Genomic DNA, 14903 nt, shown 5'->3' with positions numbered 1-14903 from the left:
TAGGATATAGTTTTAACTATTCAAACAGCACAATTGAGGTCGTAGTTATGTCATCCCAGGTTTTCCCCTTAAATGATTCCAAGCATCGCCATTTACGGGTAAAGCAAGATGAATGCTATGCGCATGCGCAATATCAGCACCTTGTGCCTATTATGGTAGATGAAGTGCTTGATGCGGTTACTGAATATCCCGTGGTATTTGTTAAGAACGCGCAAACTGGCAGTTTTACTTTATGCGTGCTGATGGGCTTATCTCCGCAAGAAAATCTTTATTGCGGCCGCCGTTCATTTACCGGTATGTATATACCGCGAGCGCTGCGGCTGTATCCGTTTTTTTTGCGTGAACAAGCAACCTCAGCGCACGCTGAGGTTTGTTTATTTGAAGACAACGACCTTCTCAATCAACAAGAGGGCGAACCGCTTTACACCGCTGATGGCAAGCAATCTGAGTTTTTAGTCCAGCAAGTCGGTCGACTGACCGCTCATCAGGAGCAAAAACAGCAAACCGAAAGTTTTATTCAATTACTGTTGGCGCAGGATCTGCTTCAAGAACAAACCATTCGCATCACCCTAAATGGTCAGGCCAAGAGTTTTGATGGCGTGTATGTGCCAAATCAACACACATTACAACAATTGGCAGCGGACAAATTTCTCGCGCTGCGCGACAATGGTGGATTAGCCATTTTGTATGCGTTGCAAAACTCACTCAAACAGCTCAATCGATTGATGGTGCGCTATCAAGCAGAGCATGGCTAATTCGCTAGGATTTCATGCATGAGTCAGCAACGTATCGTTATTGTGGGTGGCGGAACGGCTGGATGGCTCGCCGCCAACCACCTTGCTAGGGCGCTGCAAGAGTTTCAAGGTCAATCCCATATAACCGTTACTCTCATTGAATCCCCCAATATTCCTTCCGTTGGAGTAGGGGAAGGTACTGTGCCTTCAATTCGTGACAGTCTGCATTATTTTGGTATCTCTGAAACTGAATTAATGCGCCGCTGCAGCACCACCTTCAAGCAAAGTATCGAATTTATTGATTGGCAAACACGTTCCAACCCAGATACACCACACCGTTATCAGCATGTCTTTGACTACCCCGCAATCCGTGCAAGCGAAACGCTGCTCGACTGGATTCAGCATGGTTATGCACATGCGTCCTTCGCAGACACCTTTACTGTGCAAGCACATCTAATTTCACGCGGTTTAGCGCCTAAGAAATTTGTCCAAGCTGAGTATCAGGGTACAAGCAATTATGCCTATCACTTTGATGCCGCAGAATTTGCCCAGCTGTTATCTGAAAACGCGGTTAACAACCTTGGCGTCATTCATCGAAAAGTTGAGATTGTCGAGGTTGTAAGCGGTCATAGCGGTATTGAGTACTTACTAACTGAATCTGATGAAAAAATTAAAGCCGATCTTTACGTTGATTGTAGCGGTGCCCGCTCACTGCTGTTAGGAGAAAACTTACAAACCCCGTTTATCAGCAAATCAAGCGAATTATTTACTGATACCGCACTGGCAACCCAGGTTCAACTGGATGCTCCCGCAGGCCCTATTCCTTGTTCTACACTAGCCACCGCTCATTCTGCGGGATGGATCTGGGATATTGGGTTAACTCAACGACGAGGTGTAGGGATTGTTTATTCCTCACGGCATATGACAGAAAGTGATGCATGCGCGACGTTAGAGCAGTATTTGGGTAGAGCGAGTTTCAAGTCGCTCGCAAGCGCACCGCGCAAAATCCCGATGAAAAGCGGTTACTATCAGCAGTTCTGGAACACTAATTGTGTCGCAATTGGTATGTCGCAGGGATTTGTTGAGCCACTAGAAGCTACCGGACTACTGATGTTTGATAAAAGTGCGCAGCTGTTGGCGCAAGTCCTGTCCAACCATGCGTGGCAGTTCGAAAAACTATGCCATGCGGACAATCATGCGCAGCAACAATTCAATCACGAATTGCGCGACGTCTGGGAAGGGGTATTCGACTTTATCAAGCTACATTATTGTCTCTCTAAGCGCGACGACAGCGATTTCTGGAAGCTACATCAAGACCCATCTACCTGGTCTCCGCGCTTGCGCGAGCAAATGTCGCAATGGCACCAACGCATTCCAACACAACAGGATTTATTGCCTGGTGTGTTTAATTTGGCCAACTACTTTTATGTACTTTATGGCATGCAGGCTGCACCCAATGTCTCTAGCATAGCATCACCACGGGCAAGCAAAGACAGCAGTGCTTCACACTATGCAGAGATGCAAAGTACGGCTACTCAGCTAGCGCAAGAGTTACTCACGCATCGCGATTTAGTCAATAAAATTCATACATATGGACTGCAGAGGATATGACAGCATGACACCAGCATCACGCTCTCTTACCATTGTCGGCGGAGGCAGTGCCGGCTGGATCAGTGCGCTATATTTGCAGCAATATTTTAATCAATGCGGGCAAAAATTAGCGATCACTGTACTGGAATCTCCACATCAGGGACCCATTGGGGTTGGAGAAGCAACGGTACACAGCATTCGCTTTTTGTTTGCCGCATTACGTTTGGATGAACGCGAGTTGCTGCGCGCAACCAATGCTACGCTCAAACTCGGGATCCGTTTTGACCAATGGATGAAACCACAAGCAGGCAAGCCCCATAGTTATTTTCACCCCTTTGAGCAACAGCAACGTGGCAATCAATATGACATTGCTTCCGAATGGATTGCTGGCAAACATCACACCTACCAGCGCTATGACGAAGGCGTTTGCTTAAGCTCTTATTTGGCAAACGACAACCTTTCGCCAAAGCACTCTCGCCATCCCGACTATCAAGGGTTTCTGCCTTACGCCTATCACATCGACGCGGTATTGTTGGGCGAATTCCTCAAGCAAAAAGCGACTGAGCGCGGTGTTACACATAAAATAGCAACCGTCACTAAGGTCCATACAGAAGCCGGAGAAATTGTCGATCTAGAAACCGATGAAGGTCGTCATAAAGCGGATTTTTATGTCGATTGTAGTGGTTTTAAAGGACTATTAATTAACGCGCTACAAGATGATAACTGGGTGTCATTCAAATCTGTTTTACCCTGTGATTCTGCGGTCGCCATTCAATGTGACTACAATACCGGCCAAACCCCTCGCAGTTATACGACAGCAACAGCTCTGTCCAATGGCTGGGCATGGCAAATCGACCTCGCTAAGCGAAGAGGAAATGGCTACGTATATGACTCCTCGCGCCTCTCAGCCGAAGCAGCAGAGCAAGAGTTACTTGCTCATTTAGGCCACCCGACCGACTACAAGCAGCCCTTACATCTGAAGATGAAGGTTGGCCGGCTAAAACAGAGCTGGGTAGGTAACTGCGTCGCGATCGGTCTTTCGGCAGGATTTATAGAGCCGCTTGAATCAACAGGGCTGCATCTGATCAATTTGGGGGTTCGGCTATTCGCCACCCACTTTTCAAGCCACTCAAATGCAGCAGCTATGCGGGCCAGTTACAATGCTAAAATGGTCGGTATTGTTGAAGACTTAAAACAATTTATCGTGCTGCACTATTGCCTAACCGATCGCGATGACACGGAATTCTGGCGGGCCGCAAAAGCAAGCGCTGAATTGCAGCCAGGGCTAAATGAAAAACTCACCATCTGGCGGCATAAAATTTGTGAGTTTATGGACCTAGCAGGGGGGTATTCAACCACCTTTAATGACGAAAATTATCGCTACATTCTGTATGGCATGCAGCATTTTCCCGACCTGAGCCTAGCATTCGATGAATCGGCCAATCAACAATGTATAGCCGCAGTTAAAGCCCAGGCCCATCAGCTCAAGCTGCAAGCCATGACACATTTCGATTATTTACGCCACCTGCAGCAGGCGAAATAAATGCACACAACTACAAACCAAAGCCTAGGCCGCGTTGCGGCAATTGACATCTTTCGTGGGCTTGCGCTGGCCGCAATGTTATTGGTTAACAACCCCGGTTCATGGGGCGCTGTTTATGCCCCTCTGTTGCATGCCGATTGGCATGGCCTTACCCCCACAGACTTGGTCTTCCCTTTTTTTCTATTTGCGGTGGGCGCATCTATGGCCTGTTCATTCCGCCAGCGCGTACTTGACAATAACGTGCAATGGCTCGCAGTCATTCGACGAGCAGCCCTGCTTTTCACCATCGGCCTATTGTTACACGCATTTCCATTTGACCAAGCCTTAAGTGAACTGCGCATTTTTGGTGTTCTGCAACGTATCGCTTTATGCTTCTTATTGTTCGCCATCTTGCTTGCGATTGTATCCGAACGCACTTTAGTGGCCGTTGCAGCATTGTTTCTGCTGAGTTATTGGTGGTTGCTTGAATCAGTTTCACTAAGTCCATACGCGTTAGAAACCAATCTGGTAAGGCAGTGGGATATTGCCATTCTAGGCGCTGCACACCTTTGGCAGGGCAAAGGGGTAGCGTTCGACCCAGAAGGGCTCCTAAGTACCCTCCCAGCGACAATAACGGTGCTAAGCGGCTACTGGGTTAGTATCACTGTATTTCAACAAGCCAGTTATCACCGTCAGCGCAATCGGTTATTGGCTATTGGCACTCTGCTCCTGACCCTCGGATGGCTCTGGTCTCACTTTCACCCCATTAATAAAAGTCTTTGGACGGGTTCTTTCGTGCTGGTTACCAGTGCGAGTGCGTGCTTTGTTCTCGCGGTAATTATCCAGTGTTGGCATATTTGGCAAATTAAGGTCGGTTGGCATGCATTGAAGGTGTATGGCAGTAATGCGCTTGCTCTTTATGTAGCAGCCTGGCTTTTTGCGGCATTATTGCGCAGTGTTGAGATCACTGTTGCAGAGCGCACTATTGCAATTAAAACCTATCTGTTTCAGTTCTTCGCCTCGGTAATGCCTGACAAACTTGCCTCCCTTTTGTACGCCGTGCTCTTCACACTCATTTTTTACGTGTTAGCAAGGTGGCTCTATCAGCGTAAGCTGTTCATCCGCCTGTAATGTGCGGCCGCTTATTCTGGCACAAAGGTGGATTCTCGAATCACTAGTTCTGGATGGAAATGCGTATGCTTAGCGGCCTCAGACTGCCACTTACCTGCGCGTTTTGCCTGAATCTCCTCAATTAGGGTGGCGGCTGCTTGACGCGCTATTTCACCGGTTGGCTGCGCAGCTGTGGTTAACTTCGGCCAGGTCTGGAGTGAAAATGGGCTGTTCTCGAACCCGGCTATTGCCAGTTCGCCTGGGACATCCAATCCATTCAATCGGGCGGCAAATAAACTTCCCGACGCGATTTCATCGTTACAGGCAAATATTGCGGTAGGAGGGCGTTCCACTTGACGCAGTTGTTTGAAGCCCTTGACCCCGCTTTCAAACGAGTAAGTACCATCGACCTCTAGTTGACTATCATACTGAATACCATGGTTTGCGAGCGCTTCACGATAACCGAGTTTCCTTTCTTCAGTAGAGCGGTGACCTTGATCGCCCGAAATAAAGCCAATGCGAGTATGGCCCTGCGCAATTAGGTGCTCAACGATATTACGTGCAGCGTCGCGGTCGTGAACAAATACACATGGACGATGATTGCGCTTCGTCGCGCTACCCGACACAATGCGCACATAGGGAATGGCTAGTTCATCCAAAACATCCATCACATTCGCCATTTCAGACATTGGAGGCGACAATACCAAACCGGCGAGCTGGGAACGTTTACACATTTTCACAATCTCTTCGGTTAGGGTAGAGGTATTTGCGTGGCAAGGGTGAATAATCAATTCATAACCACGCGCTCGGCATTCGTTTAATATCCCATTTTGCATGTTAATAACATAGTAAGCATTGGGGTTGTCATAAACATACCCAATAGCATAAGTATTGGTGCTAGCTAAATTCCTAGCAGCGGTATTCGGCTGGTAATTCAGTTGGGCTATCGCCTGATTAACCTTATCGATTGTTTCCTGTTTCACCGATGGCTCATTATTGATCACGCGAGACACCGTTTTAAACGACACACCCGCCAATTTGGCGACATCTTTGATGGTACTCTTCACCCAGAATTTCCTTAACTATTAGAGGGTTACAAAATCAGAACAGAAAAAGGCACTGAAATGTTAACAAAAGTTTGCATGCATTATTGCCATGTTGTAAAGTTAAATCAATGACAGCGTTGTCAATTGCTTGAGCACAGGCATCAATGGCACAGCTAAAAACATTATAAACAGGGGTATTAGTGCTATTCACCGTAAGTATTCTTACAATGACAGCGCTATCAAAATGGCAAAAATAACGATGACTGCAATAATCAAATATCATTCTATCGTGCTTGGACTACTGTGCTTTATTAATTTTGCACATGGTGCCAGTATCGCCGGCATAAACGGCTTCAATCAGGCAGCCCTTGATGATTTAGCCAACACCCTCCACGTCAGTTATCAAGTGCTAGATAATCAGGCTCAAGAAGCATGCAGTAACGTCGGTCTAACTGAATGCTTCACTGCAAAGCTGCAATTAAAGTTTAGCGATAATACGCCTGCCAACGGCTGGTCATTATACTTTAGTCACTTAACGCCGATCGTTGCTGTAAGCTCCGTGAATGCCACAATTGAGCATATCAATGGTGATTTACATCGTCTCTCGCTAACGCTGCCTGTAGCTGCCGGCGAAACAGTGGACGTACCATTTACCGCCAAGTTTTGGCATGTCAATCAGTCCGATATTGTGCCGAATATGTATGTGGATGGTGATCACTTAGACGCCCGTTTAGTCGCGTCTACGCAAGCGGTCATTGACTCTAATACGCGGATTAATACTGCGCAGCACAACAGTGATCTTAATGCTGGCTCGTTGTTTTTGCGCGGTGCCGACGACCAACTGCCTAAAGCAAGCAGTACATGGTTATACGACTACTACACGAGCTTTCCAGAAACGCCTGCTGTTGCGCCCCGAGTAATACCGGCACTCAAGCACGCTGTTTGGTCAGGCGCTAACGTTTCAATTGCGAACGGACTTGATATCCGAGCTTTTTCGGATAGCGGGTTTAAGCCTGCGGTAAACGAATTGCTGCAAAGCGGGATTGTATCCAGTGCGTTAGGCCTACCGTTACACTGGAAGAAAGTGAGTATGCCGCCAGAGAGTTATTCCTTGTCAATCGCTACCGACGGGGTAACTGTTGAAGCAGCAACTACGCAAGGAGTGCAGTACGCGTTGCTGTCAATCGCCCAGTTGTTCGATCCACAAGCGATGACCCTGCCCATCGGGCAAGCGCAAGATTCGCCGTACTACACATACCGAGGCATGCATATCGATATTGCACGCAATTTCCCGGGTCATACCGCAGTGTTTGAGTTATTGGATGAAATGTTTATCGGCAAGCTCAATCGCTTACATTTACATTTTGCCGATGATGAGGGATGGAGAATTGCCATAGAGGAATTCCCTGAATTGACACAAATAGGCGCATACCGTTGTGCAGATGACGACCATTGCCTACTGCCACAATTGGGTTCAGGGCCCGATCAAGCAACATCGGTAAACGGTTTTTTCAGTGCCGAAGAGTATGTAACATTACTGCGCTACGCGGCGGCCCGTAATATTGAAGTAATCCCTTCATTTGACACCCCGGGGCATGCCCGTGCAGCGGTACAAGCAATGGAAGCTCGGGTTAAACGAACCGGTGATAAAACGTTTCGCTTGATTGATCCTGACGATACGACCGAATACGCCTCGATCCAATATTACAATGACAACACGATTAATCCATGTCTGGCTTCAAGCTATCGTTTTGTTGATACCGTTATTGGACGTTTGCAAAATATGCACGAAGCTGCCGGCACGCCGCTTAAAACCTTTCATCTGGGTGCTGACGAGACCGCTGGAGCCTGGATCCAATCGCCGGCATGCCAAGACCAACTTGGGCGCGAGTTAAATGCAGAAGACGTGCATCTATTGCTCGGTCAGTTTGTCGAACGCGTATACCAGTTAACGACTGCACGCGGACTGACCCTGGCCGGCTGGAGCGATGGTATGGGAACCGTGCCTGACGCCAAACGCAGTGCCAGTATGCTTGCAACCGTATGGTCCACATTAGCGGCTGGGGGTGACCAAGTTGCCCACGCCTGGGACCGTTCTGCAGCCCACAGCGTATATGCTTTCCCCGATGTACTATATTTTGATTTTCCGTATCAAAATCATCCCCATGAACCGGGTTATTATTGGGCCTCCAAAAACACTGACGTGTTTAAAGTTTTTCAGTTTACGCCGCAAGCACTGCCCGTTCATCAATGGCTATGGCAGGATCGAAAAGGACACCCTTATCGCAGCGAAAGCAACCTCATCGACACTGGAGCACTGGGTATTCAAGGGCAGCTTTGGTCTGAGGTCGTGCGCTCGCCAGCAACTTTAGAATACATGTTATATCCGCGTCTGTATGCGCTCGCTGAACGCGCATGGGCAACGCCTGAATGGCTCAAGGATGCGCAAAAAGTAGTCGCGCAAAATGGAGCCAAAGCGCAACAACTGCTGGCACAACAAAAGGCGGCATGGTCATCTTTTGTCACACAATTGAGCCGTTTTCATCTGCCCCGACTCGCACAAAATGATATTAACTTTCGCATTCCACCTCCTGGGTTACAACACCGAGATGGCACGCTACACACCGCCAGCCACTACCCAGGTTTATACATTGAAGTATGGCATGCTGACCGGTGGCAGACATTCACCGACGCCATCCCAGTAACCACAGCAACACGTTTCCGCAGCCGCTTCCCGGGAGCAACACAGGCGAGCCGAGCCGTCTGCTTAGCCGAATGTCCAATGGACATGAAGAGATAAACACAATGATTAATACCCCTTATTTTATTGGCGTAGACGGTGGTGGTACAAAATGTAAAGCCACCTTGTTTAATGCCGAATTCCACCCCATAGCCAATGGCATTGCTGGGCCGGCGAATGTATCCCGCATGCTCACGCTCGCACAACAATCAATCGTTGATGCAGTTGAAATCGCCTTACGTGAGGCGGGTGAAAACCCCAAGATGTCGCTTAAAAAGCTCCCCGTATTCGCCGGATTGGCGGGCGCTAATATCGCCTCAGCCAGCCATGCGCTCGGCGAATGGCAGCACCCCTTTAAGTCTTTTCAATTTACCTCTGACTTACAATCTGCAGCATGCGGCGCTCATGGCGGCAAAGATGGTGCGGTGCTAATTGTTGGTACGGGCTCATGCGCTGCAGCAATAAAGAATAAAGATTTCAAACAATTTGGTGGGTATGGCTTCCTATTAGGTGACAAAGGCAGCGGCGCTTGGCTGGGTCGGTCACTGGTGATAAAAGCCTTGGAATGCGTTGACGGCATCCTTACCAAGACCGAATTAATCCACCAGCTATTTGCTGCAGTTGAATGCGCGTCCGCTGAACAATTGGTTGATACTTTCAAGGACAGTGCGCCTGCTCACTTTGCTCAACTTGCCCCGATGATTATAAAAGCCGCCGACAACGGAGACATAGTTGGACATGCGATCGTCAGTGAAGCCGCCGACTATTTAAATGTTATTGCCGATCAGGCATTACAGTATTCCGGCGGATCATTAGCACTGGTTGGAGGCGTTGCCAGTGCCATTAAACCGTGGTTGGACACAGCAATTCAAGCCCGCTGCACGGCACCAATGCACAGCCCAGAATGGGGCGCTGCATACTATTTTCAGACAGGAGAAAATCATGGCTAATCATAGTCTCATGCGACAAGAGGCGAGCGAAACGCCAGAAATTATCGACCTTCAGCGGATCCAAAATCAAGCGGCCTGTGCCAAACTTGCCACTGAATTACAGTTGGATCCACCGCGCTTGATCTTCATGATCGGACGCGGCACATCGGATCATGCAGGTGTGTTTGCAAAGTATTTGTTTGAAGTCGGCTGTCAAATCCCTGTGTGTGCCGCTGCCCCCTCCGTTGCGGGTGTTTATGGAGCACAGCTTAAGCTGGATGGTGCATTGGCGATTGTTATTTCACAGTCAGGTCGAAGCCCAGATATTTTAAAGCAAACCGAATCTGCCAAAGCCGGCGGCGCCAAAACGCTTGCGCTAGTTAACGACGTTGAATCTCCCCTTGCAGCCATGGCTGATTACGTTCTTCCCTTACACGCCAAGCAAGAGCGAGCAGTGGCAGCAACCAAAAGCTACTTAGCATCGTTACATGCATTGTGCCAATTATATGCCCATTGGCGCGCCGACAGTACATTGTTAGCAGAACTAAACAAGCTGCCTTCAGCATTAAAACAGACCATTGATTTGCCGCAAAATCTGACTCAAGATGACTTACAAGATGTAAAACATTGTGTGGTTCTTGGGCGTGGCTTTGGTTATGCCATTGCCCGAGAAGTTGCCCTTAAACTCAAAGAAGTCCTTGGTATTCATGCCGAAGCCTTCAGCAGCGCTGAGTTTTTGCATGGGCCGGTAACCTTAGCGCATAATCAATTGTTGGTGTTAGATATCGGTATCCATGATGAGACCCTGCTGTCACACTTGCAACAAATAACGGATGTCGGTCAGCGCGGAGCACGCGTGAAGTCATTGAGCAACTCCAGTGAACTGCATCCCCGCTTACAAGCCCTGATGATAATGCAGCGCTTTTATTTAGACATTGAGGCGATTGCAATAGCGCGCGGGCTTAACCCTGATGAGCCCATCGGACTAAAAAAAGTGACCCAAACTCTATGAGAATTAATTGCCAAACGTTAATGACACCCGCGGGCTGGTTAGAAAACCAGTGTGTAACCATAGGCAACGGTGTTATTACCGCTATCAACCCGATCTCTGAGTCGCCCGCCGATTTCTCTGTCACTCGCCTAGTGCCTGGATTTATTGATCTGCAAGTCAATGGCGGCGGTGGTGTGTTGCTGAATCAAAACACCTCTGCCAACGCAGTGACGACAATATTCCAGGCGCACCACACCTATGGCACTACAGGTATGCTACCCACGCTGATCACAGATAGTACTGAGACCATGCGTGCTGCAGTTAAAGCTATTAGTACAGCACGTCAGCATAATCCGGGCGCGATAATCGGGGTACACTTTGAGGGCCCTTGGTTGAGTCAAGCCCGCAAGGGTGTGCATCCAAGTGAACATATTCGCCCCCCGACTACAGAAGAATTGAATCTACTTTGCCATTCCGAGTTGGGCCAAGTCCTAGTTACCTTGGCACCGGAAACGGTTTCACCCACAACCATTAAAACGTTGGTTGACGCTGGCGTTATTGTCTTTCTCGGCCACTCAGAAGCAAGTGCAGAGCAAACCCAAGCTGCCTTGGATGCTGGTGCCTCTGGTTTTACTCACCTATTTAATGCAATGTCGCCCCTACAAACCCGTCAACCGGGTATGGTTGGCGTAGCACTACAATCTGAGCATAGTTACGCCGGTTTGATCGTTGATGGCCATCACGTCGACCCCATTTGCTGCACAATCGCACTCAAGTGCTTGGGCCCAGAACGGCTCTGCCTAGTGACCGATGCAATGGCTCTTGCTGCAAGTGAGCAGACGGAAATGCCATTCTTTAATACCACCATTAGCAAAGCGAACAACAAACTGACTACGCCAGATGGAACACTTGCAGGCTCATGCCTAACCATGCTTGATGCGGTGCGTAATCTGGTTAATCAATGTCAAGTTTCACTTTATGATGCAATCACAATGGCTTCATCCACCCCCGCGAAAGCACTTGGTGTGGAGCAACAACGCGGCAACATCGCTGTTGGCATGCGCGCTGACCTAGTGGCCCTTGATGCTGACCTCAATATTCAAAACGTTTTTTTGGGTGGCGTCGTACGCCAACCAGAGCGCTAGGAGTAACCCATGACAGTACAAACCTTACCGGTAACCAAAACACCCAGTGCATTAGTTCCAATGCTGATTATTGGTGGTTTATTTTTTATCTTTGGATTTATCACCTGGCTAAATGGTGCATTAATTCCGTTTCTACAGATCGTATGTGACCTAACTGAAACACAAGCATTATTAGTAGCGTTCTCCTTCTACATTGCATACACCGTGATGGCATTGCCGATGTCTTGGGTGCTCGATAAAACAGGCTATAAGTGGGCGATGGTGATTGGTTTACTGATCATTGCTGTCGGATGCATTTTATTTATTCCAGCGGCCTATTCGCAAACCTTTGCCATGTTTTTAGTTGCGCAGTTTATTGTCGGCTCAGGCCTCACCATTCTGCAGACTGCATCCAATCCTTACATTGTCAAAATCGGTCCGCATGAGACCGCTGCTGTGCGCATTTCGGTTATGGGATTCTTGAATAAAGCGGCAGGTTTTATTGCGCCTATCGTATTTACCGCGTTGGTTCTTGGTGAATTTGCCGGTGTAACCGCACAATCTGTTGCCCAGCTCAGTGACGTTGCCCGTGCAGAAAAAGTTACCCAATTGGCCGATGGCCTAGTCTTACCGTACTTGGGAATGGCTGTTGTGTTGGTACTCTTAGCTGGCGCGTTAAAATTATCCTCTTTACCAGAGTTGGATTTATCAGCAGAAACCCAAGATAACACTCAACAACAATCGCTATTAGCCCACCCACAATTAATTTTGGGCGCTTTGACCCTGTTTGTGTATGTTGGGGTCGAAGTTATCGCTGGCGACACGATTGGCTTGTTTGGTTCGCAACTTGGGGTTGCCAATGCTACTGCGTTAACCAGCTACACCATGGCATTTATGGTATTAGGCTACGTTATTGGCTTATTGGTGATCCCTCGTTTTGTGTCCCAATCACAAGCACTAGCAATGTCTGCCTGGTTTGGTTTGGTATTGTCGGTATTGGTCGTATTCTCTTCTCCTGACTCTACCCTCGTGGCCGATACTTTATGGGGTTGGCTGGGCATTGCAACCGTGCCTGACACTATCGCCTACATCGCCCTACTCGGACTCGCCAATGCGCTCGTTTGGCCAGCGGTTTGGCCGCTCGCATTAGCTGAGCTTGGCAGCTTAACCGCGCGCGGCTCAGCATTGTTGATCATGGGGATCGCCGGCGGGGCAATACTACCATTAGCCTATGGTGTCTTGGCTGAAAGTACCGATAGCCAAAGTGCCTACTGGATGCTCTTACCGTGCTACGCGTTTATCGCCTACTACGCACATGCTGGCTACCGCTTGCGTCAGTGGAGTAAGCGTTAAATTAGTATTGTCCAATCAGGTTACGCTGCTTGGCGATACGCTCAAAAAGTCGAAAAACTTGCCAGCCAATCGCTAAATACAGCACCGAGTTCAGAGCAACGATGGCAATATAAAATCCATGCGCGGGAAGTTGTTCAAGCACGACTTCTCGCGCTAATGAAGCCCCCGCGACAAAGGGCAAAAAAGTAAACACATTGAGCGGTAAGCCGTCTAACGCAACCAGCCCCATCAACCCAATGGTCAGTAAAGCCCCTAAAGTTTCGACTTTTTTGAACACCAGAGCAAAGCCACTGATGATTAAACCTAAACCAATTAAGGACGGTGCGGCTAAGAACAAAATGGCGAAGAAATGCAAAAAATTAATGTTCAGCCAATTTCCTGTCAGCCACATTGTTATGTAAGCCATGCCTATTAACATGATGATGCCGGTCAGTAGTTCTGCGACCGAGCGACTGAGCAACAAGCGCAGGATCCCTTGTGGACAAAGAAACAGCTGCTCAATATATCCCCGCTGGGTATCTTCGATAATGCTTTTAGTGACTGAACTATAGGCACTGGTAGCAAACGACCAAAGTAAGAAGCCAAACAGCAATCCATCGAGTGATTGATTGTCACCTTGCTCAACCACGAAACCTTTAACCCCATAGAAAAGCCCCAAAAACACTGCGATCACGAAAAATAATCCGCTTACTGTTTCAAACCAGTATTGCTTCATTTCCATTACTTGCAGGCGAAGCTCATTGTAGATCAGCTTGAAAGTCATGCTCGTTGCTCCCGCACTAACGCTTGATAGGCTTGTTCTATAGATAACGGTTGGATCTGAAAATCGTGTACCGATAATTGCTGTTCATGCAGGAACGCGATCGTTGCAAAGCTTTGTTCAGACTGCTCGAATAAAATCCTGACTTCTTCAAGGCTGTAGTAAAATTCGTAGCGGCCTCGCCACAATGATTCGAGGACTTTTCGATCCGGTAAATCCCTAGCAGACAATGTTAATTGATATTTGAATAAGCGTGATTTCAAAGCATGGATATCGCCATCAAATATCAAGCGACCTTGCTCTAGCACTAACACGCGATCACACAGTGTATCAATAAAACCTAAATCGTGACTGGTAATAAGAAACGCTTGTTGTTGCTCTCGAGCTTGTTGCAGAATGATATTTTTGAGTTCCTCAACCGTGCTGAAATCTAGTCCAAGGGTGGGTTCATCCAATAACACGTAGGCCGGCTGATAACTGAGAGCGCAAAGTAATGCCGCTTTTTGCTTATTCCCTGTGGAAAGTTTCATCACTTCTTTATTGGCATGTTCATCTAAACCCAATTGCGCGTGTAATTGGTCGATGGTTGCTTGCACTGAATGCCCTGAGAAGCCACGCAGGCGCGCAAAGTATTCAGCGTTTTGTTTTGCGGTTAAACGCCAATTACAATTTCGGCTGCCGCCCAACACCGCGCCGACATTGCGCAAGAAGTTTGGCGAGGTTTGAGTTGATACTTGATCGACTAAAATATCACCTGAATCCCACGCCAATAGCCGACATATGGCATTGATAGTTGTAGTTTTTCCGGAGCCATTAGCCCCTAACAGTGCTACAATTTCTCCGGGACGCACGCTAAACGTAACTTCTGCGAGGGCTTGGTGATCACCGTAGCGCTTAGTTACCTGTTGAACATCTAACATGCTACTGACCTTCCTTAGTGCACTGAAATTGCTGATTTAAAGGTAATATTTAACCGGATTTTAGGTCTTACGCAAAGTGCTCGT

The 14903-nt window shown here is 48.1% G+C and carries 12 protein-coding genes; 9 read left to right on the top strand and 3 right to left on the bottom strand.

What is annotated here, in order from left to right; translation table 11 throughout:
* Positions 1 to 47: 47 nt before the first annotated feature.
* Genes AC121Z_RS00340 through AC121Z_RS00325 form a run of 4 tightly spaced genes read left to right on the top strand, consistent with a single transcriptional unit; the run spans position 48 to position 4977 of the window.
* Entirely contained in the window at positions 48 to 755 is a 708-nt protein-coding gene (locus AC121Z_RS00340) for a SapC family protein (protein ID WP_498125681.1), read from the top strand.
* Between the two features lie 18 nt (positions 756 to 773).
* Positions 774 to 2345 carry a tryptophan halogenase family protein gene (locus AC121Z_RS00335; RefSeq protein ID WP_498125680.1) on the top strand — a complete coding sequence of 524 codons (1572 nt, stop codon included), beginning with the start codon at positions 774 to 776 and terminating at the stop codon, positions 2343 to 2345.
* 4 nt (positions 2346 to 2349) lie between these two features.
* Positions 2350 to 3867 carry a tryptophan halogenase family protein gene (locus AC121Z_RS00330; protein WP_498125678.1) on the top strand — a complete coding sequence of 506 codons (1518 nt, stop codon included), beginning with the start codon at positions 2350 to 2352 and terminating at the stop codon, positions 3865 to 3867.
* Entirely contained in the window at positions 3868 to 4977 is a 1110-nt protein-coding gene (locus AC121Z_RS00325; RefSeq protein ID WP_498125677.1) for an acyltransferase family protein, read from the top strand.
* 11 nt (positions 4978 to 4988) lie between these two features.
* Here the strand turns inward: AC121Z_RS00325 and AC121Z_RS00320 are convergent, their stop codons facing one another.
* Positions 4989 to 6023, bottom strand: a complete 1035-nt coding sequence (locus AC121Z_RS00320; protein WP_498125675.1) for a LacI family DNA-binding transcriptional regulator — start codon at positions 6021 to 6023, stop codon at positions 4989 to 4991.
* 238 nt (positions 6024 to 6261) lie between these two features.
* Here AC121Z_RS00320 and AC121Z_RS00315 point away from each other — a divergent pair, with 238 nt between their 5' ends.
* From AC121Z_RS00315 to AC121Z_RS00295, 5 genes are read left to right on the top strand one after another with little or no spacing between them, the layout of a single operon-like run.
* Complete coding sequence (locus AC121Z_RS00315; protein WP_498125673.1) at positions 6262 to 8802, top strand: family 20 glycosylhydrolase; 2541 nt, start codon at positions 6262 to 6264, stop codon at positions 8800 to 8802.
* Between the two features lie 5 nt (positions 8803 to 8807).
* The gene (locus AC121Z_RS00310) at positions 8808 to 9692 is read left to right on the top strand and encodes a glucosamine kinase nucleotide-binding domain-containing protein (RefSeq protein ID WP_498125672.1); all 885 of its coding nucleotides are present in this window, start codon (positions 8808 to 8810) and stop codon (positions 9690 to 9692) included.
* Positions 9685 to 10683: a glucosamine-6-phosphate deaminase NagB-II gene (gene nagB-II, locus AC121Z_RS00305; protein ID WP_498125670.1), complete on the top strand. Its 999-nt coding sequence runs from the start codon at positions 9685 to 9687 to the stop codon at positions 10681 to 10683. Before AC121Z_RS00310 ends, nagB-II begins: the two co-directional genes overlap by 8 nt.
* Positions 10680 to 11807, top strand: a complete 1128-nt coding sequence (gene nagA / locus AC121Z_RS00300) for an N-acetylglucosamine-6-phosphate deacetylase (RefSeq protein WP_498125669.1) — start codon at positions 10680 to 10682, stop codon at positions 11805 to 11807. The genes nagB-II and nagA overlap by 4 nt, the downstream gene beginning before the upstream one ends.
* 9 nt (positions 11808 to 11816) lie before the next feature.
* Positions 11817 to 13139, top strand: coding sequence for a sugar MFS transporter (locus AC121Z_RS00295; protein WP_498125668.1), 1323 nt, complete (start codon positions 11817 to 11819; stop codon positions 13137 to 13139).
* Between the two features lies 1 nt (position 13140).
* Here AC121Z_RS00295 and AC121Z_RS00290 read toward each other — a convergent pair whose 3' ends face one another.
* Positions 13141 to 13902, bottom strand: a complete 762-nt coding sequence (locus AC121Z_RS00290; RefSeq protein ID WP_498125666.1) for an ABC transporter permease — start codon at positions 13900 to 13902, stop codon at positions 13141 to 13143.
* On the bottom strand, positions 13899 to 14819 hold the full coding sequence (locus AC121Z_RS00285) for an ABC transporter ATP-binding protein (RefSeq protein WP_498125664.1): 921 nt from the start codon (positions 14817 to 14819) through the stop codon (positions 13899 to 13901). The genes AC121Z_RS00290 and AC121Z_RS00285 overlap by 4 nt, the downstream gene beginning before the upstream one ends.
* Between the last annotated feature and the right edge of the window lie 84 nt (positions 14820 to 14903).

The sequence above is a fragment of the Alteromonas sp. DYW1 genome, assembly GCF_059752595.1.
Note: the sequence above shows the minus strand (reverse complement) of the source record. Positions and strands in the feature narration are given on the sequence as shown.

Bases quoted from the DNA above. Each gene is read 5' to 3' on its own strand.
- AC121Z_RS00290 (WP_498125666.1), bottom strand. From the start codon at position 13,902: ATGACTTTCAAGCTGATCTACAATGAGCTTCGCCTGCAAGTAATGGAA.
- AC121Z_RS00330 (WP_498125678.1), top strand. From the start codon at position 2,350: ATGACACCAGCATCACGCTCTCTTACCATTGTCGGCGGAGGCAGTGCC.
- AC121Z_RS00335 (WP_498125680.1), top strand. From the start codon at position 774: ATGAGTCAGCAACGTATCGTTATTGTGGGTGGCGGAACGGCTGGATGG.
- nagB-II (WP_498125670.1), top strand. From the start codon at position 9,685: ATGGCTAATCATAGTCTCATGCGACAAGAGGCGAGCGAAACGCCAGAA.
- AC121Z_RS00295 (WP_498125668.1), top strand. From the start codon at position 11,817: ATGACAGTACAAACCTTACCGGTAACCAAAACACCCAGTGCATTAGTT.
- AC121Z_RS00315 (WP_498125673.1), top strand. From the start codon at position 6,262: ATGACTGCAATAATCAAATATCATTCTATCGTGCTTGGACTACTGTGC.
- AC121Z_RS00310 (WP_498125672.1), top strand. From the start codon at position 8,808: ATGATTAATACCCCTTATTTTATTGGCGTAGACGGTGGTGGTACAAAA.
- AC121Z_RS00340 (WP_498125681.1), top strand. From the start codon at position 48: ATGTCATCCCAGGTTTTCCCCTTAAATGATTCCAAGCATCGCCATTTA.
- nagA (WP_498125669.1), top strand. From the start codon at position 10,680: ATGAGAATTAATTGCCAAACGTTAATGACACCCGCGGGCTGGTTAGAA.
- AC121Z_RS00325 (WP_498125677.1), top strand. From the start codon at position 3,868: ATGCACACAACTACAAACCAAAGCCTAGGCCGCGTTGCGGCAATTGAC.
- AC121Z_RS00285 (WP_498125664.1), bottom strand. From the start codon at position 14,819: ATGTTAGATGTTCAACAGGTAACTAAGCGCTACGGTGATCACCAAGCC.